Source organism: Serratia aquatilis (assembly GCF_044865145.1).
GTDB classification, from domain to species: Bacteria; Pseudomonadota; Gammaproteobacteria; order Enterobacterales; family Enterobacteriaceae; genus Chania; species Chania aquatilis.
This window is the reverse complement of sequence record NZ_CP173186.1, coordinates 932,158-959,131: the sequence shown is the minus strand read 5'-3', so window position 1 is coordinate 959,131 and position 26,974 is coordinate 932,158. Positions and strand designations below refer to the sequence as shown.

The following is a 26,974-nucleotide window of genomic DNA, read 5'->3' as shown; positions in this document are numbered from 1 at the left end:
CGAAGCAAGATTGACACTGCCAACCCGCCAGTTTCCCGCGGCGAAACAGGAAACCGGTCCGATGTGACCCAGGCTGTGTCCCTTAACTGTCCGTGGTGCCGTCGCAGACCCAAAAGCCCGTTATCAAGGCGGAGGGTGAAGGGCAGAGTGGGCCTCTGTTCAAGCCCGACTTTACTTCGAACGGGCTTTTGGGGCGCGACCCTCCGGGCTGGGGCCATTGAGGGACATAGCCTAACGCACCGCGTCTGCCCGCTGCGTTAATTGGTGATAACGGCTGAGTAGCGCATTCCAGCGGTCATCTATCTGTTTGATCAGCACTGGTGACGCAGGCTGCTTCTGTTCGACTGAGACAGCCAACTGCCGCAGCAACTCTTCCAACGGTGTTTCACGGTTTAACTCGGTCTGCATCTGGTAAACTGCCGTCTTCAGATAGGAGATCGTCAGGCTACCGCGTATCTGTTCCTGTTCGAGCAATTTCGCGGCCAGAGCCTGCAGCCGCTGCTGCACCTGATAGTAACTGCTATCCCCCACCCCATTGCCGAGGCGCGCCTGCAACAATCGTTCCCAGCGCTGGCTTTCTGCTACCTGACGCGGGTCCGATGGCCACAGTTCGCGCGCCATCGCCAGCGAAAGATCGGCGGTGTGCAACCCCGCCAACGGTGAGAGATTTTCCAGGTTACTCAGCTGTTTGCCATAGGTCGCCACGCTCGGCTGGGCAAGCCATAACTGCACTGCCCCCTCTGGTTTGGCAGCCAGCGCTGCCAATTGCCGCTGCATCGGGTGTACGTATACCACATAAGCCACCGCCGCAATCAGCAGGCTGAACAGCACCCCGGTGCCAAAACCCCAGGTCAGGGTAAAACGCTTGGCTGGCGGTGCCGTAAAACGTACCTCGACATTGGGTTCAGGCTGAGACTGAACTTGGATTTGCGGTTGTGGTTCCTCTACCGGTTGCGGCTCAGGAGTCGGGAAAGACGTGCGGATCGGCTCCGTTTCAGGCACCGCCAAATACACCATCGACGGCATCTTCAATGGCACCGCAGGAGGTTGCTTCGCCGCCTCATTGGCTGCCTCGAGCCTTTTTGCCGTATTCTGCATGAAATACAGCAGGTTTTCGATGCGCGGTACCCGCTTTAGATCCACCTGTTGCAGCTTGTCGCAAAGCAGCTGCAATGCCCGTTCGGCACGGTACACCAGCCGTAAATCGTCACTGTCAAAATCGTGTTGCCGCAGTTGGTTTCCTACCCGAGCATTGAACCATTCCAGTATCTCCGAACGCGCCTGTGGCTGTTCTGGCCACAGGTTGCTCCACTGGCTGACCACCATACCGGAAATCAACTCGCAGCCTTCGGTAAAGCCTGCCAGCCCGTGCTTCTGCGTCCGCGCCAGGGTGTAATACACCGCAGTCTGCAAATCCACGCCGTTGGTGCGGAACAGCGTCAGCGCCAGCGACTCGATCAACCGCCAGTTCACCTCTGGCCGCGCCGGGTGGTTAATCTTGTTAATCTCTTCACGCAGGGCACTGAACTCCGGCCAACGCCGTGGATCGGCTCCCGTTTGAATGACGATATCTTCTGAGGTTTCGCTCATGCGTGCTCATCCTTAAAACGTCTCCCGCACTACGCGGTACGAGAGACGGAATAACAACAATTAATACAGGGTGTCTGGCAAGGTGAATTTACTGAACAGGCCGCCCGCGAACGGGTTATCTGATTCATCAACATAGATGCGGTAGGTCATCTCACCGCCGTCCACCTTGAAACGCACATCAAACGAACTGGTGGTGACGTTGGTCAGTTCACCGGCATTGATCAAGCGCAGTTGCGCCCATGGGCCGCTAAAGGTGATCGAACGCGGTGACCTGTCGTTCTCATCCGGCACTAGAGTCACTTTGCTTTCTACACCAGTACGCATCGAGTTTGGCCATACCAGATGAACGGTGTTGTTGTTGCCGTGTGCATAGTCCAGTAATTGCCCATCAAGATTCAGTACGCTGCGGCGTTTGTTACCGCTCAACATCACCGGTTCAATGGCAAATTGCGTTCCCAGGCCGTTTTGCGCCGAGAAGAAGATCTCACGGATCTTTTGTGCCTGCGCCAGTTGCTGCAACACATCCTGACGGATCAACAGTTCACCATCATTGCCAAGGCTCAGGTTGTTCTCGACAAACGGTTTCAGGTTTTGCTGATAGAACGCGTCGAGTGTGCCTTTCGGCCCAAAGAAGCGTTCAAACTCGCTCAGCGGTACATCCTGCTTGGAATTAGGATCAAACGGATAGCGGCCTGCCAGATAGGTTTGATACTGCTTAACCACCGTCTCATTCCATTCCACCTCCAACGAGCGTATCGCCTCCATCATCACCACGCGCCAGGCTTGCTCAGCCAGCTCGCTCACCCAACGGTTAAGCGGCTCCGGCAACCCTTTGGCCTGCTGCTGGACTTCAAAGATTGGATCGCTGCTGTTTTGCTCCAGGCGCAACTGCACCGCCTTCAGCGCCGCTTTGCCAGGGGTTGGGGAGTTCTGGATCGCCAACAGATAGCGGTGCAGGTTGGTCAGTTTCTGGTAGACATTCTGCAGTACGCCTTCTTTATCACTGTTCTCCGCCAACACGCCGGTTTGCGGTGCAAACTCGCGGTTAATCCGGCTCAGCAGCAGATAATCAGGCTGTTGCAACAGCGCCTCGCGCTCTTTACCGGTCACGCTATCCGGGATCAGCGGCGGGCGCGTATTGTCACTCAGCGTGCGCAGGATCCGGCGGAAAGGTTGCTCCCCATTGATCACCTGCTCAAGTGCACCGATGGCCTGCGGCAGATCGCCCAGATCGGTTACCGAGAGGTTACTGATCGCCGCCCGCCAGTGAGCAATATAATCACCGATATATTGTTCGGTAACCTGCCGCTGGATCTCTTTTCGGTCGGCCTCGCTATACTCAACATTTTTGGTGAGATTAAGCACCCAGCTGTCCATCACCGTCAGTTCGATCAACTGGTCTTTCTGCTTGATAAAGTAGTTCTGCAAACCGTTACGCGTGAGGAATTGCGGGATCACCAGCAGATCATCGTTGCTGGAAATGAACAGTTCATCAAAGCTAGCGCCAACCTGATCCCGCAGATCCAGCGCGGGTGGTAAAGCATCCTGCGCCTTGATGCGCAGGTTCTGATAGACCCGCTGATAAATCGACAGTTTGCTCAGCTCTTGCTGCGCCAGTTGGATCGGCCTGACATAAGGCACGAAACTCTTGATGGCATATTGATCGCCGCTTTCCCGCGCCGCATGCCAATCGGTGTGCTTCAGCGCATACTCAAGATGGCCCATCAGTTGCTGTTGCAGATCGCGCTGGCCATTGAACTGCTGGCTCCAGCGGCTACTCATATACTGTTTGACCAGTGGAATATTGCGGCCACTGCCATCTTCCAGCATCCGCATCACACGCAGGATCTCAAGCTTTGCCTCACTGCCTTTGGGCGCGGCATTCAGTTGATCCAACAGGCCACTCATCACTGCGGGCACAAAACGTTGCTGCAACAGTTGCAGGTAAGTACTTTCAACGTATGGGCCAATATTGCCGCCCTGGTACAGCCCCATGTCCGCCAGCAAGGTATTGCGTTCATGATAATTACCGTAAGCCAGCGTAGCGTCACGGATCGGGTTCAGCAGCGGCAGTTGCAGATTGCCATAACGGTCATCGCCTTTGGGCGTAGGGATCGAGAGGAAGGTTTTAGCCTGGGCCAATACCTCTTGCCCGGCACGGTAGTTGAGCTGGTAGTAGTAATGCCAGCAGCCCCATAAGGCCAATGCCACCACGGCACCTACGCTGGAAAAGACCAGCATGCTCTTTCTGGAACTGCGCAGCCAACTGCCGTTTTCCCCCGCCAGATTAGGCTCTGCCAGCAACACCTGGCTGAACAGCTCTTTGGTGAAGTAAGGGGTGGTATCCGCCACCGGCCAGGTTGGGAAAGCCTGCGGCGCCAGATGATATTGCACAGCAGCGGACTGGGTAAACACATCATCCATCTGCCCACGCTGCTGAGCGGAGGTGAGATAAACCCCGCGTAGCAGTAACTGGGCATGGTCACCACTGTAGAGAATGCCTTCCAGCAGTTGGATCACATACTCCTGCACGCCGTGCATCTGGCGGATAAAGCTGAACAGTTGGCTACGTTGCCCGGCATCAACACTATTGAGCATCATATCCGGCATTGCGCCGTTCAACTGGGTGATCCATTGCTGCCAGAACTGCTGCAACTCTTTACGCCAGACCTCGGCATCGCTGGCGTTCAGGCTGAAGGTCACCCCTAACACCGCCTCGCGCTGCGCCTTGTCGAGGGTCTGGAACATCGCTTCAAAACCGTACAGCAGGTCCAGCTTGGTGAAAACCACGTACAGCGGTATCTGGCTATGCGACGCCAGGCGTATTTCCTGCAGGCGCTGATGGATATCTGCGATATAGCTTTCCCGCTGGGCTTTATGTGCCGTAACCAGTTGATGCAGATCGACGGTGAAAATAATGCCTGTGAGTGGCTGCCGTTTACGCTGCTCAACCAACCAGGATAATAAGCTCTGCCATAGGCGGCTATTGAGCGATGCCTTACCCTCAATCGGCGTAATCGGCTGCTCTATCAACGCCCCGGCAGGATCGATGATCACCGCCTGCTCACCCAACCAACAACGCACGCGCAAGTCGGTGGTATCGAGCTGTTCGGAACCAGCTATTTCACTCAGCTTATAGCCTTCTCTGATTAGCGTGCTTTTTCCGCTATTGCGCGCTCCGACCACCATGTACCACGGCAGACGATACAGATATGAAGGGGTGTTCAGATGCCGTTGTAACTGCTGCTTCCAGCCGTTCAGATACTCATTCTGCCGTTCGATATCGGCAAGCACCGGATCTTCAACCTGGGTTTGGGCTTGCAACTGCAGCCCTTCCAGGTGCTGCAAACGTCTTACTACTATCAGCGCCAACCAGCACACCGCCACCAGCACAAAAACGGCGGTTGCCAGCCAACGACTCAGCAAGGTTTCGAACGGCTGTTGACCTTTCCATTGCCATTCAGGGCCATAAATCCACACCCATCCCAGTGCCACACAGGCCAAGATGGCTAATACCACCGGTACCGATGCCTTAATGCTCGGTATGGTGGGCATGGTGAAACGAATAAAAGAGGGCAATCTCATGCGTTAATACTCCTGTTCCCTTCCCTGGCTATCATGGCGCGAGCTGCCGCTGTTTTTCTGTCAGCAAATCCATCAACGTGGGTTCCCATTCGCTCAACCGCAATTGCTGCCCCATCTGCATTAGGCTGTGGTATTGCTGCTGCGCCAGTGCGGTAAGCCCGGCCTTTTCGAACAGTTGCGCACTGAGCAATTGGTTGTAAAAGCGGCTTCTGGGTTCGGATTGCTGCTGCTGGTCGATCATCTGTAACGCGGCTTCCAGTCCTTGCTGTTGATAGCATTGCCAAATTTCATCCTGTTCAAGAGTGGTACTTTCCCCCTTCTGTCTTGCATCCTGCTGTAGCCAGCCTGCAGATTCAGCGGAGAGAAATGGCGTCATGTCGGTAAAAAAGAGCGTTCTTAATGCCGGTATCCGATCTAAAAAAGCGTTGAGTTCATCGCGAATGGCTTGCGCCACGGCGTCATAACCCAACCTGATAGCGATTTGCGCCGAGAGGACATGCCCATCCAACCAATACGGTGCCAGGGTCAGGCTCTGCTCTACCTGCTGCCACAAAGGAATATCCGCACTGGCCATCCGCGCCACATAGTCAGCCGTGCGATCTGCCGAGACCGCCGCCAGCGGCGTGCGGCCATCACTTTGTGCCATCGGTGGTGCCGTCAAGGTTCCCCATACGGCTTGGCGACGCAGGCGAAAACCGATCGCCGCATCAGGCTGCAGTTCGCACAGCAAATCGGCCATTTTCAGCAACGTTTGCCGCCAGGCTTTGTCATTGGAGTTATCGATGGTCAGGCTGGGTGCAGCCTTCGACGCAGGTACAAATGCCGAGGCAGCAGCAGCCCCACCAGCCGAGTTAGCAGCGGGCGGCGCTTCCACCGGTGCAGCCACTTCGGCAGGACGCTCTGGTTTACGCGCATAGCTGATGCGTAGCCCATCCACCTCTTGTGCCAATGCGGGTTCATCGCTATGCCAGACTTGTGCCAGATGAGCTAACAGGCCTTGCACATTCTCGCGCTGGGCGTCGCTGGCTTTCTGGCTGAAGCTGCTGCTGGCGGTCTCGAAACGCTTAAGGATTTGCTGGGAAAAGCGCCTTTTGTGCAGCAGGTTCTGCGGCCATGCGCTGGTCCAATAGTGCTGTACATAGTTGGCCAATAGTGAAATAGCCAGCATCAGCCCCTCAGGTTCCGCCCCATGCTGTAAGGTACGCAGCAGGTGAACCATCAGGCGGAAATCTTTACTTTTCTGCGCCATCAACATGATGGCTTGCTGTTGGATCTCAGCAATATTCAGCGTGGCGTGGGTCAACGAACCAAGCTTGACCATCTGACCGTCAATGTATTCCCATTGCGGATCGTCATCAGCCAGTGCCTGGGCGATCTGCTCAGGGGCCATCGGTGTCAGCAGCAATTCATGCCAAGGGTGTTGTGAAGTGGTATCCATGGTCCTCACCAATGACAGGCGTTACGCAGCGGCTTCAATTCCTGCGTCAGCTGAGAAATATTAAATGTCAGGCGAGGAAACCCACCGGTTGAGCCCACAATCGTCAGCGTCTGCGCCGACATCAGCCGTTTGATTTCATCAATACCGGCCAACCCGCGGCTGGACTCCAGCAGATAGCCGTTCTCGCGCAAGAACCAGTGCGCATCGAAACGAACCTTATCGGCAATCAACGTCACTTCGCCCTCTTTTTGCGGGCTCACCAATGCCACTTGCAGCCGGGTAATATTGTCGATGCAACTCAGCATCAACACCGGTCTGGGTGGGGGCATCCCAAGGGCTGGCGTGGTCAGCACCACGGTTGGGTTCTCCCCTTCCCCTGCGCTGACCAGAAAGGTCGTTGAGTGGTCTGTGCGCTCTTTTTCCTGTGCCATAGCTCTCTGCCAGGCCGGGCCACCGGTAGTTAGAGCTACCTTTTCTCCGGTCGCCTCAACCAGCGCATTGTCATAACAGTCCAGACGGACCAACGGCGAGGCTTCACTGCGGCAGGCCATCACCCGCGCCAGTTTCTCAGCATCTTCCGATACGGCAGTAATGGGTATCTCTGTTGCCCACAGGGCGACAGAGTGGCTAGCGGAGAGCAGTAACGAAGCGATCAATAACCACGTATTCATAGCTGACACCTATATTTCGCCAACTTGTAAGCCAAGGTGCGCGGTGCAATACCCAAACTGGCCGCAATACGGTTTTTGTCCTGGCCGTACAGGCGTTGGCGTTGCGTCAATACGGCACATTCGAACAGTTCTACCGCTTTGGCCAAATCGTCTATCTTGCTGTAGTCATGGGATAACCCCGGCAAGGTGTGCATATCTGAAGTACTGAGAGAAACCAGCAGCTCATCCAGCTGTTTTTCACGCTGTTGCTGGGCTTTAAACACCGTACGGATCTGGCTTAATTGCGATCTCAGGTGGTCCATCTCTTGCAGCTTATTAAGGCGGTGCTGGAAAACCTGACAATAAATGCCAAACATGCCGCGCGAATCGGCAAATCGTGCAATGTTCTCGGCAAAGACAGCCACCACGCCGCAGGCTCGCCCCTGAAAGTCAAACAGCGGCAAGGCATAGAGCCCGCAGCCGGTCGGCAATTCCTGAATAAACTCGCGGAAAGCCTCGTTCTCGATACGCACCCCTTGGTACAACGAGTCCCACACCTCAGGCAGGCCATTGCGCAACACCTGTATCAACGGGTGGCTGATGTCTTCAATATTGGCATCCAGTCTGTTGGCAAAAGACAAAGAGTCATCAGGTTGACGATAGCAATTGAGACGCCCTTCGCTGGCATTGAACATCGCAACCATCAAGGAACTGAACCGTTGACGATGGTGATTGACCGTCAGAAAACAGTGGATCAGTTGCTCAATCGAGTCATTTTCCAGCAGCGCAAGTACGCTTTTCAGTCGTTGTCTCATGTTGCTTCCTCAACCTGTGCGGTAAACACATTCCCCTCCACCGCGATCCGGATCTGGCTGATAGCCGCGCCGGTTGCCATTTTTTGCAATAGCAGAAGGGAAAGTGGCGGCAATAACGCACCGTCGATGATGGACTCCAACATACGTGCACCGTTTTCTGCACGCGTTGCACGCAGCAGGATCTCTTCAACAACCTCAGGTTCAATCAGTACTTCGGCCTCGAAGCGCTGGCGCAGCAGGCTATCCAGGCGGCTCAGCTTGCCGTGGATAATGGCTTGCAGCGTCTCTTTGCCCAGCGGCAGATAAGGCACCACTTCCATACGCGCCAGCAAAGCGGGTTTGAAGAACGCGGCCAGCTCCGGGTAGAGCAACTCATTGAGCAATTCTGGCTGCTGCGTATTGTCGACAATGGTTTGGTAACCCAGATTGGAGGTGAGGAAGAACACCACATTTTTGCAGTCAATAATGCGGCCTTCGCCGTCAGCCAGTTCGCCCTTGTCGAAAGCCTGATAAAACAGATTCAAAACGTCGGGATGCGCCTTTTCCACTTCATCTAACAGCACCACTGAGTAGGGCTTCTGGCGGATCGCTTCGGTCAACACGCCGCCTTCGCCATAACCGACGTAGCCCGGCGGTGAGCCGATCAGGCGAGAAACGGTATGCTTCTCCTGAAATTCGGACATATTGATGGTGGTGAGATATTGGCGACCACCGTAGAGCAACTCGGCAATCTGTAACACCGTCTCTGTTTTACCGACACCACTGGGCCCGACCAGCAGGAAAGCCCCCATCGGGCGGCCTGGGCGGCGCAGGTCTGCTCTGGCCGTCAGCAAGTGCTGATGCAGACAGTGGATCGCAGTATCCTGGCCTTTGATCTGTTGGCCAAGATAGGACGGTAGCTCGGTGACCACCGCCAGTTCACTCTGCGAGAGCCGGTTAAGCGGCACGCCGGTCCATTCGGCGATCACCGCCGCGATCTGCTGTTTATCCACATGCGGCGAAACCAGCGTCTGATGCTGTTGCAACTGTTCCAGCTCGTCGCCCAACGCAGCCAGATTGGCAGCCTGTTCATCCGTTGCCGCGCCTTCCTGCGTCAGCAATTCTGCCCTTAAGGCGATAATCTGCTGCACCAACTGCTGTTGTTGCTGCCAACCGGCATTCAGTTCTGCCAGTTGTTGTTCGATCTCTTTGCGCTGCAACGTCAGCACCGACAAACGCTCCGCCGGGCGGCCCAAATTAAGACGCTGTTCCCGCTCAAGCATCTCAATTTCCATCGCCAGTTGGCTCAACTGCGTCTTCAAAGCAGAGACCTGACGCGGTGCCGAAGTCAGATTGATGGCAACGCGTGCGGCGGCGGTATCCAGCACATCGATGGCCTTGTCCGGCAACTGGCGGCCAGAAAGATAGCGATCGCTAAGCGTCGCCGCAGCCTGTAAAGCCTCGTCGTCGATCAGCACGCCATGCGCCTTCTCATACAGCGTGCGCAGGCCACGCATGATGGTGGTCGCCTCCTCGGCGCTCGGCTCAGAGACTTTGACTAACTGGAAGCGGCGCGAAAGTGCGGCATCTTTCTCGAAATACTTTTTGTATTCACTCCAGGTGGTGGCCGCAATGGTTTTCAGCTCACCACGCGCCAGCGCCGGTTTGAGCAGGTTGGAAATATCTAACCCGCCCTGCTGGTTGCCCGCGCCGATCAGCGTATGGGCTTCATCAATAAACAGAATAATCGGCGTTGCCGACTGGGCGATCTCCGCCATGATGCCTTTGAAGCGTTTTTCAAACTCCCCTTTTACCGCGGCCCCGGCCTGAAGCGCCCCTAAATCCAGCGTCATCAGTTCACTGTTACGCAGTTTTTCCGGCACCTGATCATCGACAATACGCAGCGCCAATCCTTCGATCAGGGCGCTTTTACCCACGCCTGCCTCGCCCACCACAATCGGGTTGTTTTTACGGCGGCGGCAGAGAATGTCGATCATCAGGTCGATCTCATCATCGCGGCACAGTACCGGGTCTAGCGCATGGTTACGGGCCTGCTCCGTCATGTTAGTGGCATAACGGGCCAGCAGACTCTCAGCGTTGGCTGCAGCTACCTTGGCCGAACCAGCCGCTTTGCCGGTCTGGGGCGCTTCGGCGGAATCTGCCGTCCAGTCGGCAAAATTCTGGCGTAACAGTTCGCGGTTGACCGGTGATAATAAGCGGCTCGCCGTCGGTGTTAGGTAACGCAGCGGGGTAAGCAGCAAGGTGAGTAGCATCACACCGCTACGCAACTGGCTATGCTCCATCTCGGTGGATGCCAGTAACCAACTGTCCTGCAACCACGCCACCAGCAAGGGCGAAAAACTCGGGTAAGCCTGAGTCACGGACTGATAGCTCGCAATACGTTGGTCGAGCAATTCTTTCAACCCATAATTATCGACGCCGGCATGGTTCAGAATTAAGCGCACGTCGCTCAACGGTGTGGATACCATCTGCAACAACACCTGCGAGACGGTGATTTCAGCCTCTTGCTGACTGACACAATGCGCGGCCGCCGCTTCCAGTGCGTGCCGGGCAATCGGATGCAGGCGTTTTACCAGTGCGGGCAAATCAATCTGGATCATCTGTACTTCCCTAGCTCAATAAACTATTCAACTGCTGCAAAATATCCTGACTCTGGTTATGCAAATGGACGGCATAAAACAGATAAATCACCACCAACAGACTCAAGCCGCCCCAAAACAGATGTTTGACGGTCAAACGCTTGCTCAAGTGATAACGGCCACCCAGGCGACTTTGCTTTTGATGCAGAACGGTCGCCGGTGCTTCGCCGCGCAACTGATGCAACTGTTGATGTAAACGGCGGAATAACCGTTCAAAATCATCACTGTTCTGCACGGTCACTTTGTAGCGGCCCCGATAGCCCAGACAGAAACAGAGATAAATAAACTCCAGCAAATCCTGGTAACGCTTGGGTTCCCCCATCAAACGCTCCAGCAGGACATACACTTTCTCCCCGCCCCAGGTTTCATTGTGGAAGTGCACCAATAGCGATTGCTGTAACCAGCCATTCTGGGTGTTCCAGCCATGCCCCAATGCGGTTTCATCAATAAAGGTACAGAGCACATAGCGGAACGAGACAATCGCCCCTGGCTCATAGCCTTTGGTCTGCAGGAATTGCTCAATAGCGCGAATATCCGTCACCACCTGCTGATACAACTGGTCGGGTAACGGCTGGTTTTCCATGTCTTTCAGGCGCAGCACCATGCCAAGTAACGGCGTGGCAGCGTCCACCATGGCATTCAGGCTTTCGCCGCGCAGGGGCAGTTGATATTGCCGGTAGGAGGTCAGGGTTTCCTGTCTAGGGAACAGGGCTTTGTCAGTAACGGCGTCCATTTTCATTAACTACTCCTGATGGCCCAGAACTGCATATCCAACTCAGGGAAGTCACCCGAAACGTGGAAAGCAATGGCGTTACTCTGCTGGATCTCTTTCCAGGCCGGGCTTTGCAGATCCAACATAAAGTAGGTGTATCCCGAATGGTAAGGCAGCTGACGCGGTGCAGCAGAGAGCGCCACCAGCGGAACGCCTGGCAGTTGTACGCTGACCAGTTCGCGGATCTTATCCAGGGTGGTGATTTTGGTTTGCTGAATAAACTGCCGACGCAACTGCTCCTGCGGGATCTGGGCACGAACGGCCAGCACGAAGTCAGCGCTGTGCAATAGTTCGCGATCGTTAATATTCGCCACGCGGATACCATGCGCTTGCGTATGCAGTTGAATGGAGATCGCACGCGGTGTGAGCACCGTGCTGAGCACCTGGCGCATCGCCTGAAACAGTGGCTGGAAGCTATCGGTCAGGTTGTCATGGTTATACAGCGGGAATACCCCCGCCAGACGGGATTCATCGGTAAAAGTGCGCAGTTCACCGCAGGTTTGCACCAGTTGACGGTAAAAATCTTCCGGGTGCATCACCGTCTGTTGGGCCAGATGCGTGAACAGCGGTTGAGCACGGTTAAAGACCTGCAACATCATAAATTCAGCCACGTCGGCAATGCCTTGCTGGCCCGGCGAGCCGATACGTTTGGCTAGCAGGCGCGCACGCTCAACCAGGGTTCCTTCCACTTCATCCATAAAGCTTCTCAGTTGGATGGAGGCACTAAGAGTGGTACAGGTCGGGATAAATTCTTCATCCAGGATCAGTGCCCCATCGGCACGTTTCTCTTTGATGCGGCACAGTGGCAGCACCGAATAGGCGCTGAGATCTTCCGATCCTTGCACCAGCCGTGGGGCCAATTGGGCCAACATCAGTTGGCTGACATCGCCGCCTTCGGTATGCAGATCCCGCACGCTGTCAGCGTGTTCACGGTAACGGATCGCACCCGGCATCTGGTTTTGCTGCCCCGCCACTTCATTGATGGTGTCATTGAGCATCGGCAACGCCAGATAAATATTCCTGCTGGCCGCATCGTTACAGCTCAGGATGTCCAACGGTTTTGGCGCGTGATCCTGATAGGGAATGTCGAATACGGTCCCGTCAGCCATGCAACCGCTGGCCGCACTCAAACCAATACGCCCCAGCTTCAGCAGTTCCTGATTGAGGGTCAATGAATCAAAACCGTAGCTATAGCCCCGTAGGGCAGTTATCCGGCTCTGTAATTGGTAATCGTTATGCCTCTGCTGCTGCTGGAAATGCTGTGGCTTAATAAATAGTCCTTCACGCCAAATCACCCGATTCTTGGTCGGCATACTTATTCTTCCTCTTTCCTTAGCTCAACTTCATTCTTTCTAACGTGGATCAACACGTTATACTGATGACCTACTCCGTTGATCTTGATGATTTTTTTCCATTCACTGCGGTTTGCGTTGGCATAGTAGGCAATGACGCCGAGATAGCTGTTGTTCTTGACCAAATCTACCGGTAACACCGGCTTAAACTGGCCCGGCAACAGGGTATATTCCTGGTGGTCGATGTAATTCTTGCTCAGCGTTTTTTTCAGCGTCTTACTGCGGAGTTGGTCATAATCAGCCGCCAACAGTTTGGAATCGTCACTGAGGTACACCACTGCGATCTCGGTCGGTGTCGCCTCCCCCTTTCTATTCGGGTTGGTATTCGGTTCAGCTAACAACGTCAGCCTGACGGTAGAGGGCTGATCAGCGGGGCTGATTTTCTTCGCTGACTTACACCCTGACAACAGCAACACCAGGCACAGCAGCCCAGTCAGGAAGTAACCTTTGCCACTTCTCATTGTTCGCTGTCCCTCATTCCCTGACGCAGGGCCTGGTCATAAGCCTGCTCGTAGACTTCACCAAACAGCTTTTCAAAACCTTGCTGCCGGCTGGAAGAGAGTTCCTGATAATAGTTTTTATACATTTCCCAAGCCCAGGCCGAGTCCCGCTCCTGACGCTCATTGCTGCGCAGATAATGGGTAAAGCGTGTCAGTAACCGTTCCGGTGAGAACGCCTCCAGCATGGTATTCAAGGCTTGTGCAATCGCCTGCTGATTGGCCTGATGATGCAAACGCAGGTTATGCAGGCTCTCCGCTACCGCCGCTGGGGCAGAAAGGTGCACTGGGCTTTTTTGATCGGCAAACAGCAGGCTGAGCGTGGTGTCGTAATCCATATTCAGGCGTAGCGGATTATCTTCAATCGGCCGTAAATGCTTATCCCGTAAGCCGTGTTGGCTGCGCTGCAAGGCCAGCAAACCTTCAATGGTGGCTTTCAGGGTCTTACCGGCCTCTTCCAGAAAGTCATTGGCTTCCTGACTGTTACGAATAGGCAATTGAGCATCAAAACCACGCATCAGCGGCGTGATCGCCACGTGCTGCTGGTCCATCTTGCCGTCTGTTTTCTCTTGGCTGTCGGAAAGAAAACTACTGATTTGCGGTAGATCGATAAACTCCTGATCCATTGCACTGTCCTTGGCGGTATCCGAAAGTGGGGAAGAAAAAAGCGGGTTACGATAGCGATCCTGCTGGAGAATATGCTCGGCTTCCAAAGTGTTGTTAATGGGCTCCTGAGTGGTCAGGCTTTCCGTTTCCAGCACCCGTAAAGGATCGTGGCTGAAGCTGTTGACCACGGTGGTTGCCAACCGGCTGTCTTGTACCTGATGAGCAGAGGAAACACCGCCCTCCATCAGCGCTTCCAGGGGATTGCTGTAGCTGGAGACCAGAGACTCAGGCGAGACCGTCAGCGGATCGAGCGTATCGGCCATTGAGCGGCTGATATGGCTTTTGATCGCCAGATTGCCGAGCGTAATTTCATCCCCTTGCTGGATACGGACCAAACCGGAGTTCGCCGTCAGCACTGACTGGTTAATATTCACCGAACCATTCAGCACGCGCAGGCAAAAAGAACCATCGCGCCATTCAACAGCAAATTGCGCAGGGCGGATATTGCCACCCTGATCCTGGATAGACCAATGGTGGCTGGCGTCACTCCCGACGATCCCACCCTGTGCGTGAAACAGGCTGCTGGCCTGCTTGCCACTTTCCAGTTTGTCGCTGTTAATAACCCGCAATGATAGTGTTGGCTGCTGTTTATCCATTATCTCTATTCCTGAATCCTGATAGTCATTGCATAACGCTGATGATTACGTGGGGCAGTACCCCGAGGAAGCTGGTCCAATCCAGCGGGTTATTCTGTTACGCCCCCACGCAAGCCGAAAGGCAGCTACGACAGGCGTACCCTGCGAGCGCAATAGCGTTGGGCGGTGCGGTATCACTGAGGGACTGGTCTTGGAAAACAACAGAAAACCTTGCGGAAAACAGAAATATGCCCGCGGTATGCAAGAGCCTGAATAAGCCTTGTTCGGAGTGGGCCGCAGGGTATCTTCCCGCAGGGAACCGGCCAGAGAAGCCAAGCCTTTGTTTCGAGATCCAGCGTCAGGTTGCGAACACAGCCCAAGCAAGCATGAGGCAAAATGAGGCCGCTCGACCGCCGCGCCCCATCCTGACTGCCGGGGGCGATCCAACTCATCCCTGAAGTATTTCTCGAACGACATTATGCTTCCTGGTTTAGGCAGTAACGGCGGTTATTGTCCAACAGAATATTGAATTCGATCACATCGCCGATATTGTCGAAATTAACGTGAGCACTGATATGGAAACTTAATAACAATGGGTCTCCATCATTAACCAAAGATTGAACGGCAACGGAGGTGATCCGTGGCTCGTAGCGCTCAATACAATCCTTGATGGCTTGTTCAATGCTTTTCCTGAAGTCAGACGTGGAAGCTGTCGCATCGTTGAGATCGGTAACACCGAGCCCCCCGGCACTTTGGCAAGCACCTGGACGCGAATTAAGGACTTCATTCAAATGTTGCTTAATCGAACGCAGTAGCTCCTGAACACGGCTAGCAGAGGAAGGGCCGGAGCCCCTCCCCTGGATACGTTCAAACAAGCTGGCAGAACTCCCTCGCTCCCAATTGAGAAGCGCAGCCATAGCGTGTTATTCCTTGTCCAAACGACCAATCAGCGACAGTTCGAAGCTAGAACCCATGTATTTGAAATGTGGGCGCACCTGCATCGCAACCTGATACCAACCAGCATCACCTTCAACATCCATAACCTGAATATGCGCTGAACGCAGAGGGCGACGGCTACGAACATCGGCCGGCGGGTTTTCCTGATCGGCAATATATTGCTTAAGCCAGATGTTCAGTTCGCGCTCAAGATCCTGACGCTCTTTCCACGACCCAATCTGTTCGCGCTGCAGCACTTTAATGTAGTGTGCCAGGCGGTTGATAATGAACATGTACGGCAGTTGGGTACCCAACTTGTAGTTGGTTTCCGCAATGCGCCCTTCCTGGGTATTCGGGAACACTTTCGGCTTTTGCACCGAGTTGGCAGAGAAGAACGCTGCGTTATCGGAGCCTTTACGCATGGTCAGGGTAATGAAGCCCTCTTCGGCCAGTTCGAATTCACGACGGTCGGTGATCAACACTTCGGTAGGGATCTTCGCCTGAACCTGTCCCATCTCTTCGTACAGATGCACCGGCAGGCCGTGCACCGCACCACCGCTTTGTGGCCCGATAATATTCGGACACCAGCGATACTTGGCGAAACTGTCGGTCAGGCAGGAGGCCAGCAGGAACGCGGTATTCCCCCACAGGAAATGTTCATGATCCTTGCTGACATTTTCGTAATAGTTGAAGTTCTTGATCGGGTTTTCAGCAGAAGAATATGGCAGACGCAGCAGGAAACGCGGGGTGGTCAAACCCAGGTAACGGGAGTCCTCAGACTCGCGCAAGGCACGCCATTTGCTGTGTGCAGGCCCTTCAAACACCGATTTCAGGTCTTTGATTGCTGGCAGCTCGGTAAAGCTGCTGATACCGAAGAAATCTGGAGCAACGCTGGAAAGGAAAGGCGCATGAGCCATGGCACCAACCGCACTCACGTACTGCAACAGCTTCATATCCGCCGTACTGTTGTTGAATGCGTAGTTACCAATAATTGCTGCCGTAGGTTCACCACCAAACTGGCCATAACCTGATGAATAAACGTGCTTGTAGAAGCCTGACTGGATAATTTCTGGTGAAAACTCAAAATCTTCCAGCAACTCTTCTTTGGTTGCGTGAAGAATATTGATTTTGATGTTCTCACGGAAATCGGTGCGATCCACCAACAGCTTCAACGAACGCCATGAAGATTCGATTTCACGGAATTCGGGGGCATGCAGGATCTCGTCCATCTGAGCACTGAGCTTCTTGTCGAGCTCGACGATCATTTTTTCGACTAACAGTTTGTTAATCGGCTCTTCGTTGGTTCCGGTATCCAGAATGCTGGAGATAAATGCCGCAACACCCTGCTTGGCAACGTCATAACCTTCGTTGCCTGGCATCATACGTGTCTGAGACATAATTTCGTCGAGCAGGAAAGTGGTACTCGTCGTACTGACAGGAGTTGCTTCTAAAACAGCATTTTCTTCATGTAAAGACATACGTAAAATTCCCTCTTGGCCTACTCAATTACTTTTGATTCAGAATATCCAGTTCTTTCAGCAACTGCTCACGCACATCTTCATTGCTAAGCAAATCCTGCAAACGGGAGCGGAAAGCCGGAATGTTGCCCAGTGGGCCTTTCAAAGCCACCAGAGCTTCCCGCAATTCCAGAAGTTTTTTGAGGTCAGGAACTTTTTTCGCCACGTTATCAGGAGAAAAATCGTCCAGAGAATTGATTGGCAGGGCAACGGTCATATCTTTCTGCCGCCCTTCTTCCAAGCGATTCGGCACGTTGAATGTCAGATTGATATTCGCTTCGTTCATTACTGCGTTAAAGTTACTTTTACTGACAGACACAACCTGACGCTCTTCGATCGGCGTATCTTCACTTGCGCCTTTAAGGTCACCAACAACCAATAAGTTCAGTGGCAACTCAACTTCGGTGTTCTGGTCACTGCTATTAGGAACATACTTAATACTTATCCTTTCCTTCGGAGCAACGCTGCTTTGATTATTCTTACTCATAACTCGTCCTTTTAGTCACTATAAGGTATGTCAGCGACATGTTCTCATTCTGGATATAGCGAGCGCCTGGCGTAAATGAAGTTGCGATATTCTCAGAGTTTGTAGACTTAACGTCGTACTATTTCCGGGGATATCCATCACTACGTCAGTCATGATTTTTCCTACGCTGTATCTTAGACACGCGCCAGAAATATCTTAAAATAAAAAACATGCAATTAACCAGTATCTTATCCTAACGAATCAGGAAAAGTCTTATATTAGACTGGCTTTACTGGACATATCGTCTACTATCTTCGACACAAAAGTCCATAAACTTTTCTTGATAGTCAGACGCTCGTCCAATTTTTTCCCCCATGCCTCTTTCTGGTGAATGATCATGAAAAATAACTTTATTGATATTTTTTTATCTATAAAAAACAAAGCATTAATATGTTGCATTGATAATGAATGTTAACTAATGGCTAACCACCAACAAGACTGCGCATCAAAAAGGCAACATAAAATCCCAATTATGCAAATATTATAATTTTTCCTACTATTAAATTCCCCTGAGAAATTTCAGAGTCCGTGAATAACTTGCGCTCAGAAAAGAGCCGATTATAGTTATGCCGGAAAGTGAAGTTGTGGGGCGAGTTACATTCGGGGCTGACAATTAATGGAAGCACAAGTGACTAGCGCAGAGTCAATATAAAGCAAATTATCAAGGATACTTAAGATGCCAACTCCAGCTTATATCTCCATCACAGGGAAAACGCAGGGTCATATTACTGCAGGTGCCTTCACCTCCGAATCGGTAGGTAATATCTTTGTGCAAGGCCACGAAGATCAAATGTTGGTGCAGGAATTTGAACACGTGGTGACCGTTCCTACCGATCCGCAATCTGGTCAGCCTTCAGGCCAACGTGCGCACAAGCCATTCCGTTTTACCGTGGCTTATAACAAAGCGGTTCCTTTGCTGTATAACGCGTTAGCCTCTGGCGAAATGCTGCCAACGGTTGAATTGAAATGGTACCGTACCTCGATTGAAGGTAAACAAGAGCACTTCTTCACCACCAAACTGGAAGATGCCACCATTATTGATATCGACTGTAAGATGCCGCACTGCCAGGACCCAACCAAAGCCGAGTTCACCCAGTTAGTTCGAGTTTCTCTGGCGTATCGTAAGATTACCTGGGAACACAACACTGCCGGTACTTCTGGCTCTGATGACTGGCGCGCACCGATCGAAGCGTAAGATTATTACGTTTCTCAGCAGCCAATGGCGATATTGGCTGCTGTTTAGCGTAACAGGGGGAAATGTTCAGGTTTGCAACCAGGCGTTGTAGAACAGCGATAATCCCAGACAGCCAAGACCAACGCCGCTTCAGACAATCACGCTTCGGCATCCCAATTTTTGAAATAGCCCTTCAATTTCTCAACGGTATGACGCCATTTTTGCGTGGTGGGTTTATACACTAAATAATTCGAGTTGCATGTAGGCGGCAAGTTCGAGAGTCGCCAGGAGCATAGCTAACTATGTGACTGGTGCGAACGCACGAAGCCAACACCCATGCAACTTGAAGTATGACGAGTATACAGACCGTATTCTGATTGCCAAAGAAACCGAGTGCGTTCACCGCTTCGCTCTCGCTGCGCGTTTTCACCCAAGCGCCAGATGGCATGTTGAATCGGCATAAACAGTTCCTTAGTTGAGTGCGGCGTCCGTTAACGCATCAGCAAGGTGAAGCTGGGTTTGCTGCGCGGATTGCAGGCGGGATTTGAGTTGATCGCAAAGAGAAAAAAGTTGATTCACTTTAACGACAATACGTTCTTGCTCTTGCTTTGGCGGAATTGATACTAAAAAAGATCTGATTAGAGATAAATTTAAATTCCCTTGGGAAACTCCTTTGCCATATGTATATCTTGAGGAAAAACCCCTGCCGATAGGAGAGTTTAGCCATAGAGTTAAATAATATGAGTCTATATTATTTTTCATGGGCTTTATCAAGCCAGTACTGACATATATTGCAAATTCAAGTTCTATATCTACCACAGCACTTTCACCAATACCTGCACCAACTCGGGAAAGTAAAATATCATTTAGTTCTGGCTTTCTATTCTTAATGTACTGTTGGTAATCATCTTCAGAAACAAATCTACAATTTTCAGGCATAAATTTAAATGGTTTCACACATTGAGCAGAAATAAATGGCCTGCCATTCTCTGTATATTTTGGCGTCTGGTGCGTACCATCTGCTATTAATTCGCTTATATCTTGCAGATAGGCGATTTCCCATCCCTTCGGTAATTCAAATGGTTTTTCTTCATCACTAATTGGTGGTAACGGTTTTTGCTTTTTAATTTTACCTGCTTTGATCAACTGCGCTTTTTCCTGCGCAATCCGTTTTAGCAGTTCAGAAGCCGGTTCGTCGTTGGGATCTTGCGGCACCAGTTTGCCCATTACCGCCAGTTGCAGAATGGTTTGCTTAAGTGCGTCAATACTGGCTTCGGTGGTAAACAGCGTGTCGAAATGCTGGCTGATACGCGACCAGTTTTCGGCTAACTGTTCGGCATTTTGGCTATTGGTCAGCGTTGCCAGCAGGGTTTCTACCAACTGCGTATGCGCATCCAGATTGGTTAGCGATTGCTGTTCCAGTTGGTCGCAAAGGGACATAAGTTCACTAACTTTACAAACAATTATTTTTTGTTCTGACAAAGGAGGAAGAGCAAAAACAGTAGCGATAATCTTTTCTCTTGATATATTTGGCTGAGCTCCACCTGCCCCCATATCTATAAATACTGCCTTATATGCTTTTAACAGAGTCAGTAAATATGTGTTCAAAACACCATTATATGGAGTACAAGCACATACGGCTTGATTAGTCACACCTCTAACATTTAATATTGATGCCTTACCAATTGTAGCACCATACATTGCGACTAAAACATCACCTATTTGATTATCGCGAAGTGAGCATTCTTGCAAGGCTAATTCAGTAACTTTCTCTTCGGAGTCAGTGATGTAGTCAGAAGAAAGCTCTCCTGATTTAAACCAAGGTATATTTCCGCCATAATATTTCGAGTTCGAGCGGCTAGGAGTGGCACCTGCGCCCCAGCGGCCAATATCATTTAAATAACACCACTCCCACCCCACCGGCAATTCAAATGGCTTCTCGTCCTCGCTAATTTCCGGCAGCGACTTCTGCTTTTTAATTTTCCCCTGCTTCACCAGCTCCGCTTTTTCGGCGGCGATACGCTTTAACAACTCAGACGCCGGTTCATCGTTTGGATCCTGTGGCACCAGTTTGCCGCGCACCGCCAGTTCCAGAATCAGCTCGCGCAGCTTCTTAATGCCGTAGAGGTCGATTTTGCCGTTACTGCCACGCCCGGCCGTGGAGCGGGTTTGCAGGGCAGAGGTCCAGGTGGCAAAATGGTCAGTTATCAGCTTCTCAACGGCCATCAGTTTGCCCCCTTGTTGCCTGCCAGCGCAGCGCCGAGAATATCGCGCAACTGATTACGTAGTTCGCTGATTTCAGCCTGCTGCGTGTGGTACTGCGCCAGCAACTCATCCGGATCGTGGCTGATGGTTTCACCCTGATACGGGTTTTTAATATCCAGGTTAAAGTTGCGGGCAATAATCTCTTCAATACCCACTTTCCACGCCTGGTTGTTCTCCACGCGGCTGGCAAATCCATCGGCTTCACTGCCCCACCAGTCGATTTCTGTCTGGAACTCTTCAAACTTCATCGGTTTGGTTTTGCTGTAGTTCTTCACGCCAGCGGGGTACGGGTGCTCGTAGAACCACACCTCTTTAGTCGGCTGACCTTTGGTAAAGAACAGAATATTGGTTTTGATACCGGTATACGGATTAAACACGCCGTTTGGCAGGCGCACGATGGTGTGCAAATTACACTCTTCGGTCAGCAGCTTTTTGATTTTGGTCTTTACGCCCTCGCCAAACAGCGTGCCGTCTGGCAGCACCACGGCGGCGCGGCCTTTATCCGCCAGCACTTCGATAATCAACTGTAGGAACAGGTCGGCGGTTTCGCGGGTCTGCATCTCTGCCGGGAAGTTTTTCTCAATTCCGTCCTCTTCAGTGCCGCCAAACGGTGGGTTGGTAACAATGACATCAAGCTGCTCGTCCCAGGAAGAAAGCGGTTTGTTAAGTGTGTTGTCGTGGCGGATTTGTACCGGCACTTCAATGCCGTGCAACAGCATGTTGGTGGTACACAGCAAGTGCGGAAGCTGCTTTTTCTCTACCCCGTGTATCTGCTGTTGCAGGGTTTTGTGGTCTTCGGTGGTTTTGACGTAATTGTCTTTCACATGGTCGAATGCACAGGCGAGGAAGCCACCGGTCCCGCACGCCGGGTCCATGATCGATTCGCCCAGTTTCGGGTCAATACGATTGACCATAAAGCGCGTCACAGCACGCGGGGTGTAGAACTCACCCGCATTACCCGCACTTTGCAGGTCGCGCAGGATCTGTTCGTAGATATCGCCAAACAGATGGCGTTCCGCGCTACTGCTGAAGTCGATTTCGTTAAGCTTGTTGATCACCTGGCGCAACAGGGTGCCGTTCTTCATGTAGTTGTAGGCATCGCTAAACGCCTGCTTGACCACATAACCACGCGGGTTCTTGTCGATGGGCGCAGTCAGGTTTTTCAGGGTTGGGAACAGATCGTCGTTAACAAACTCCAGCAACGCATCGCCGGTAATGCCTTCGCTGTTAGCCGCCCAGGTGCGCCACAGATAACGCTGGGGAATAGGCAGTTGGTAGTTATCCTGCTCAAGCTCCAGTTCTTCTTCCTGAGTATCAAAAATCTTCAGGAACAGCAGCCAGGAAAGCTGCCCAAGACGCTGGGCATCGCCATCAACACCCGCGTCTTTACGCATGATGTCCTGCAAGGATTTAATAACGGAGCTAATAGACATGTTTTCGTTTTCCATAAAAAAAGAGGCCACCGGCAGCCGGTTAGCTACCAGTGGCTGGGTGTTCACGGCTTATCAGGCGAGTTGGTAGATTTCATTTTCCAGTTCGTTGACCGCTTCTTCGTAGGCCTGCTTATTGCCAAAGCTACTTTTGATGATCTCCAGCGGGCGGCCCAGCGTGTCGAACGGTTTCAGTTTCAGCACCTGAATATCCTCAATTTCCTGCACGCCCTGATCGGCGTATTTATCCAGCAGACTGTTCAGCACGTTCTGCGCAGGTTCAGAGTATTTACTGAAGTAGTTACGCTTGCGCACATTATCGGCACGCTCTTTGCGCGTCAGCGGCGGCTGGCCATACACCACATGGCAAAGCAGATCGAACGGGTCAAGATCTTTACCCACCTCTTCCGCCAGCACTTGCCAGAGGATGCCTAACTGCTCCAGTTCCTCAATAATGACCTGCTTGCGGGCGGCAGAGTGCCATTTACGGATGAAACCATCAAGGGAGGCGTACTCTTTATCTTTCAGTAACGTTTTGCGGGTGTAGTCCTGGAAGGATTCCGTCACCAGTTTGCCGTCGGCATCGTAATACTGCACCCGCTTCGCCAGCACTTTTACCACCACGCCATTGACGTGGAATTTACGGATTTTGCGCTGCTCATCTTCCTCAAAATCGCCGCTATTGTCGCCCGCCGCAGCACTATAAGTTGCAGCATGCTCCTCGGCTGCGCTGGCTGACTCCGCTCCTGCCTCATCCGTTGCTTCATCGGCCAGCAACTCGTCGAACTCTGAATGTGGATCGGAAATCTCTGCTGAGGTAGTGCGAATGACTTTTTCCGGTACGCCGTCAAAACGTTCATCGGCAAACAGTTCTGTGGCCTTTTTGAAATCAAGAATAGTGAACCACAGCTTGCCGTACTTCTCGTTAATACGCGTTCCGCGCCCGATGATTTGCTTGAATTTGGTCATCGACTGGATGTTTTGATCCAGCACCACCAGCTTGCAGGTCTGGGCATCCACACCGGTGGTCATCAGTTCAGAGGTAGTGGCGATCACCGGATAGGCCTTTTTGGGATTAATGAAGTTATCCAACTGCCCCTTGCCGATGTCGTCATCACCGGTGATCCTCATCACGTACTTTTCGTTTTTTTTCACCTGTTCGGGATTCAGGTTCACCAGCGCTCGCCGCATCCGTTCGGCATGGTCAATGTCGTTGCAAAAAACGATGGTCTTATCCATCGGGTTGGTGCGTTTCAGGTAGTCGGTAATGGTTTGCGCCACCAGTTGCGTGCGCTCGTCAATCACCATGGTGCGGTCGAAATCTTTCTGGTTATAAATACGGTCATCGATCAGTTCCCCGTGTTTATCAACCTGCCCTTTGGTAGGCCGCCAACCCTGTAAATCCACGTCGATATCTACGCGCACCACTTTGTAGGGTGCGAGAAAGCCGTCTTCAATACCTTCTTTCAGCGAGTAGGTGTAAACAGGATTGCCAAAATAGTCAGTGCTGGAGACATCATCGGTTTCTTTCGGCGTTGCGGTCAGGCCAATCTGCGTTGCACTGCTGAAATACTCAAGAATTTCGCGCCATGCGCTATCTTCTGCAGCGCTGCCACGGTGACATTCGTCAATCACAATCAGATCAAAGAAGTCAGGCGCAACCTGCTTAAAGGCTTTCTGATCCTCTTCCGACCCGGTGATCGCCTGGTAAAGCGCTAACTGGATTTCATAGGCCGGGTCAACTTTGCGCCCGGTCACTTTAGCCATCGCGCTGCCAAAGGGCTGGAAATCGTTGTTTTTGGTTTGGTCGACAAGAATGTTTCTATCGGCCAGAAACAGGATGCGTTGCTTATTTTTGGCCTTCCATAAGCGCCAGATGATTTGAAACGCGGTGTAGGTTTTCCCGGTTCCGGTAGCCATCACCAGCAATACGCGCTTTTGCCCGGCTGAGACCGCCGCTACCGTTTTATTGATGGCTTGCAGTTGATAGTAGCGCGGGGATTTTCCGGTGCTGTCATCATAGTAATCCTGGCTGATGACCGGCAGTTGTGCTGCGGTAAACCCTTTCCAGGCACAGTACTTTTGCCAGAGTTGTGCAGGCGTGGGGAAATCCTCCAGCCTGATTTCAGATTCTAGCTGCGCCGGATTGGTTTTGTCGTGAAAGATAAAACCATCGCCGTTAGAGGCAAAGACAAAGGGCACATCAAGCAAGCGTGCGTAATCCAACCCCTGCTGCATACCTTTACCAATCTCATGCTTGTTGGCTTTAGCCTCAACAACCGCCAGCGGCATTCCTGGCTTGTGGTAAAGCACAATATCCGCCGATTTCACCGAGAGGCGGGCCGCCAATTTGCCACGCACCACCACTTTGCCATCGCGGAGTTTCACTTCCTGGCGGATCTGCGTCATCACATCCCAGCCTGCATCTTTTATCGCCGGCAGAATGAATTTGGTAATGATGTCCGTTTCGGTCAGATGAGTCTTGTTAACGCCAGCCATAGCAAAGCTCTCAACGGTGATGATCGTGCAAAGATTCTTACATATAACCGCGCGTTAAGTCATGACTTAAACGGGAGTTTTATGAACAGTTGCCTGTTTGCTACCGTTAAACGTGCTGCTGCGCCCCACGCACAAAAAAAGCCCGTTCTCGGAAACGGGCAAAATATAAAATAAAGAAAAAGAAATCATCGCTATCCGGTATGAACACCAAACAGCTTAGGTAGGAACAGCGAGATCGCCGGAATATAGGTCACCAGCATCAGTACGCTAAGCAGGGCGATATAGAACGGGATCATAGCCTTCACCACGTGTTCGATTTTCTGCTTACTCACCGCACTGGCAACAAAGAGTACCGATCCCACTGGCGGAGTGATCAGGCCAATACCCAGATTGACCAGCATGATCATACCGAAATGCACCGGGTCGATGCCCAGGTTGATCGCAACCGGCAACAGTACCGGGGTCAGGATCAGGATCAGCGGAGCCATGTCCATCAGGGTGCCAATCAGCAGCAGCATGATGTTGATCCACATCAGGATCACATACTTGTTGTCGGAGATCGACGTGAAGAACTCGGTGATCCGCGTTGGCAACTGCATATAGGTCATGATCGCGCCAAAGCTGGCGGCGAAGCCAATCAGGATCATCACGATGGTGACGGTTTTCACCGTGCGGAACATCAGTTTTGGCAGCTCAGACCATTTATAGTCACGGTAAATAAACATGGTGACGAAGAATGACCACAGGCAGGCGATGGCCGCAGATTCGGTGGCAGTAAAGACCCCAGAAAGAATACCGCCCATGATGATAACCACCGTCATTAATCCCCATAGGGTATCAACGAAGATCTTCAACGCCTCACGGAATGGCACACGCTCGCCTTTTGGGTAGCCACGCTTGTGGGCGAAGCAAACGCACATCGCCATCAGCGTCAAGCTCAGCAGTAAACCAGGCAGGATCCCGGCAATAAACAGCGAAGCAATGGAAACTGTACCGCCAGTCGCCAGCGAATAAATCACCGAGTTATGGCTCGGCGGTGTGAGGATCGCCTGAACCGAACCGCTGGCAGTTACCGCTGCGGCAAAGTCTCGCGGGTAGCCCTTCTTATCCATTTCCGGGATCATCACTGAACCGATAGATGCGGTATCCGCCACCGATGAGCCAGAGATAGCACCAAAGAAGGTCGAGGCGACGATGTTGACCAGCGACAGGCCACCACGAATAAACCCGACAAAGATATAGGCAAAGTTCACCAGGCGGCGAGCAATACCGCCTTCCGCCATAATGGCCCCGGCCAGAATAAAGAACGGTATAGCCAGCAGCGAAAACTTGTTCACACCGTTGGTGATCTGAATCATCACGGCTTCGAGCGGTAGATCGATCCAGAATGCCCCGGCGACGGCGCTGATGCCGACGGCGTAGGCCACGGGAACGCCAATGGCGAGCATTACGCCAAGGGTTAGCAAGAGTATTAATGCGTCCATAATTTACAGGCTCCTGGTGACCGCTTAGGAATTACCCAGCATAACCACCGGGCGGTGATTCTGCGGACCAAAAAAGATGCGTTCAATAATGAACAACAGCGTGATGAATGAGCCGATTGGCAGCGGCAGATAGGTTTCCCCTGCGGTTAAGATCGGGAATTCTGCCACCGGTTGTTCCCACAGCTCCAGACACAGGTTATAGCCGTAATAGAGAATAAACAGGCTGATCGCCAGCATCATCAGATCGGTCAGTACTGAACAGACTTTTTTCATCGGTTCTGACAGCCGGTCGGTCATCATGCTGACCGCGATATGTGAGCAGGAGCGGTAGCTGACGGCGGCACCGACGAAGGTAAAAGTCACCATACAGATGATCGCGACCGGCTCAGGCCATGACAGACCGGAGTTCAATACATAGCGGGCAAAAATACCGATCGGGATCACGATGGTCATCACCAGCAGGGCAAGGCCAGAAAGCCAGATGGAAAAACGATAAAGGAAGTCCATCAGCGATATATAAGAGCGAGACATGATAATCCCCTACATCCTAATCAGGAAAAGTGG

Annotated in this window: 19 protein-coding genes; 1 reads left to right on the top strand and 18 read right to left on the bottom strand. The window is 52.3% G+C overall.

Going from position 1 to position 26,974, the window contains the following annotated elements:
- Nucleotides 1–231: 231 nt before the first annotated feature.
- The 13 genes from SAQUA_RS04400 to tssB all read right to left on the bottom strand — a co-directional run bounded on the left by SAQUA_RS04400 (nucleotide 232) and on the right by tssB (nucleotide 17,519).
- A complete protein-coding gene (locus SAQUA_RS04400; protein WP_380678200.1) occupies nucleotides 232–1,590 on the bottom strand; it encodes a VasL domain-containing protein in 1,359 nt (452 codons plus the stop codon).
- Nucleotides 1,591–1,650: 60 nt separating this feature from the next.
- Nucleotides 1,651–5,175 (bottom strand): type VI secretion system membrane subunit TssM, encoded by a 3,525-nt coding sequence (gene tssM, locus SAQUA_RS04395; protein ID WP_380678198.1) that lies wholly within the window; start codon nucleotides 5,173–5,175, stop codon nucleotides 1,651–1,653.
- A gap of 31 nt (nucleotides 5,176–5,206) precedes the next feature.
- The gene (gene tssA, locus SAQUA_RS04390; RefSeq protein WP_380678196.1) at nucleotides 5,207–6,613 is read right to left on the bottom strand and encodes a type VI secretion system protein TssA; all 1,407 of its coding nucleotides are present in this window, start codon (nucleotides 6,611–6,613) and stop codon (nucleotides 5,207–5,209) included.
- Between the two features lie 5 nt (nucleotides 6,614–6,618).
- On the bottom strand, nucleotides 6,619–7,284 hold the full coding sequence (gene vasI, locus SAQUA_RS04385; protein ID WP_380678194.1) for a type VI secretion system-associated protein VasI: 666 nt from the start codon (nucleotides 7,282–7,284) through the stop codon (nucleotides 6,619–6,621).
- The gene (locus SAQUA_RS04380; RefSeq protein WP_380678192.1) at nucleotides 7,281–8,078 is read right to left on the bottom strand and encodes a Fis family transcriptional regulator; all 798 of its coding nucleotides are present in this window, start codon (nucleotides 8,076–8,078) and stop codon (nucleotides 7,281–7,283) included. Before SAQUA_RS04380 ends, vasI begins: the two co-directional genes overlap by 4 nt.
- Nucleotides 8,075–10,678, bottom strand: coding sequence for a type VI secretion system ATPase TssH (tssH, locus tag SAQUA_RS04375; protein ID WP_380678190.1), 2,604 nt, complete (start codon nucleotides 10,676–10,678; stop codon nucleotides 8,075–8,077). Before tssH ends, SAQUA_RS04380 begins: the two co-directional genes overlap by 4 nt.
- A 10-nt stretch (nucleotides 10,679–10,688) precedes the next feature.
- Nucleotides 10,689–11,456, bottom strand: coding sequence for a type IVB secretion system protein IcmH/DotU (gene icmH / locus SAQUA_RS04370; protein ID WP_380678188.1), 768 nt, complete (start codon nucleotides 11,454–11,456; stop codon nucleotides 10,689–10,691).
- Complete coding sequence (gene tssK / locus SAQUA_RS04365) at nucleotides 11,456–12,802, bottom strand: type VI secretion system baseplate subunit TssK (RefSeq protein WP_380678185.1); 1,347 nt, start codon at nucleotides 12,800–12,802, stop codon at nucleotides 11,456–11,458. The genes icmH and tssK overlap by 1 nt, the downstream gene beginning before the upstream one ends.
- Before the next feature lie 2 nt (nucleotides 12,803–12,804).
- Entirely contained in the window at nucleotides 12,805–13,302 is a 498-nt protein-coding gene (tssJ, locus tag SAQUA_RS04360) for a type VI secretion system lipoprotein TssJ (RefSeq protein WP_380678183.1), read from the bottom strand.
- Nucleotides 13,299–14,600, bottom strand: a complete 1,302-nt coding sequence (gene tagH, locus SAQUA_RS04355) for a type VI secretion system-associated FHA domain protein TagH (RefSeq protein WP_380678181.1) — start codon at nucleotides 14,598–14,600, stop codon at nucleotides 13,299–13,301. Before tagH ends, tssJ begins: the two co-directional genes overlap by 4 nt.
- Nucleotides 14,601–15,055: 455 nt before the next feature.
- On the bottom strand, nucleotides 15,056–15,496 hold the full coding sequence (tssE, locus tag SAQUA_RS04350) for a type VI secretion system baseplate subunit TssE (RefSeq protein WP_380678179.1): 441 nt from the start codon (nucleotides 15,494–15,496) through the stop codon (nucleotides 15,056–15,058).
- Nucleotides 15,497–15,502: 6 nt separating this feature from the next.
- On the bottom strand, nucleotides 15,503–16,993 hold the full coding sequence (gene tssC, locus SAQUA_RS04345; RefSeq protein WP_380678177.1) for a type VI secretion system contractile sheath large subunit: 1,491 nt from the start codon (nucleotides 16,991–16,993) through the stop codon (nucleotides 15,503–15,505).
- A gap of 28 nt (nucleotides 16,994–17,021) precedes the next feature.
- A complete protein-coding gene (tssB, locus tag SAQUA_RS04340) occupies nucleotides 17,022–17,519 on the bottom strand; it encodes a type VI secretion system contractile sheath small subunit (RefSeq protein WP_380678175.1) in 498 nt (165 codons plus the stop codon).
- A gap of 715 nt (nucleotides 17,520–18,234) precedes the next feature.
- Between tssB and SAQUA_RS04335 the strand changes: the two genes are divergently transcribed.
- Entirely contained in the window at nucleotides 18,235–18,753 is a 519-nt protein-coding gene (locus SAQUA_RS04335; protein WP_380678173.1) for an Hcp family type VI secretion system effector, read from the top strand.
- A 450-nt stretch (nucleotides 18,754–19,203) separates the two neighbouring features.
- Here SAQUA_RS04335 and SAQUA_RS04330 read toward each other — a convergent pair whose 3' ends face one another.
- The 5 genes from SAQUA_RS04330 to SAQUA_RS04310 all read right to left on the bottom strand — a co-directional run bounded on the left by SAQUA_RS04330 (nucleotide 19,204) and on the right by SAQUA_RS04310 (nucleotide 26,941).
- Nucleotides 19,204–20,958: a restriction endonuclease subunit S gene (locus SAQUA_RS04330; protein WP_380678171.1), complete on the bottom strand. Its 1,755-nt coding sequence runs from the start codon at nucleotides 20,956–20,958 to the stop codon at nucleotides 19,204–19,206.
- Nucleotides 20,958–22,430 (bottom strand): N-6 DNA methylase, encoded by a 1,473-nt coding sequence (locus SAQUA_RS04325; RefSeq protein WP_380678169.1) that lies wholly within the window; start codon nucleotides 22,428–22,430, stop codon nucleotides 20,958–20,960. Before SAQUA_RS04325 ends, SAQUA_RS04330 begins: the two co-directional genes overlap by 1 nt.
- Before the next feature lie 72 nt (nucleotides 22,431–22,502).
- Nucleotides 22,503–24,926: an EcoAI/FtnUII family type I restriction enzme subunit R gene (gene hsdR / locus SAQUA_RS04320; protein ID WP_380678167.1), complete on the bottom strand. Its 2,424-nt coding sequence runs from the start codon at nucleotides 24,924–24,926 to the stop codon at nucleotides 22,503–22,505.
- 191 nt (nucleotides 24,927–25,117) lie between these two features.
- A complete protein-coding gene (locus SAQUA_RS04315) occupies nucleotides 25,118–26,410 on the bottom strand; it encodes a TRAP transporter large permease (RefSeq protein WP_380678165.1) in 1,293 nt (430 codons plus the stop codon).
- A gap of 24 nt (nucleotides 26,411–26,434) precedes the next feature.
- Nucleotides 26,435–26,941 carry a TRAP transporter small permease gene (locus tag SAQUA_RS04310; protein WP_380678163.1) on the bottom strand — a complete coding sequence of 169 codons (507 nt, stop codon included), beginning with the start codon at nucleotides 26,939–26,941 and terminating at the stop codon, nucleotides 26,435–26,437.
- Nucleotides 26,942–26,974: the final 33 nt, after the last annotated feature.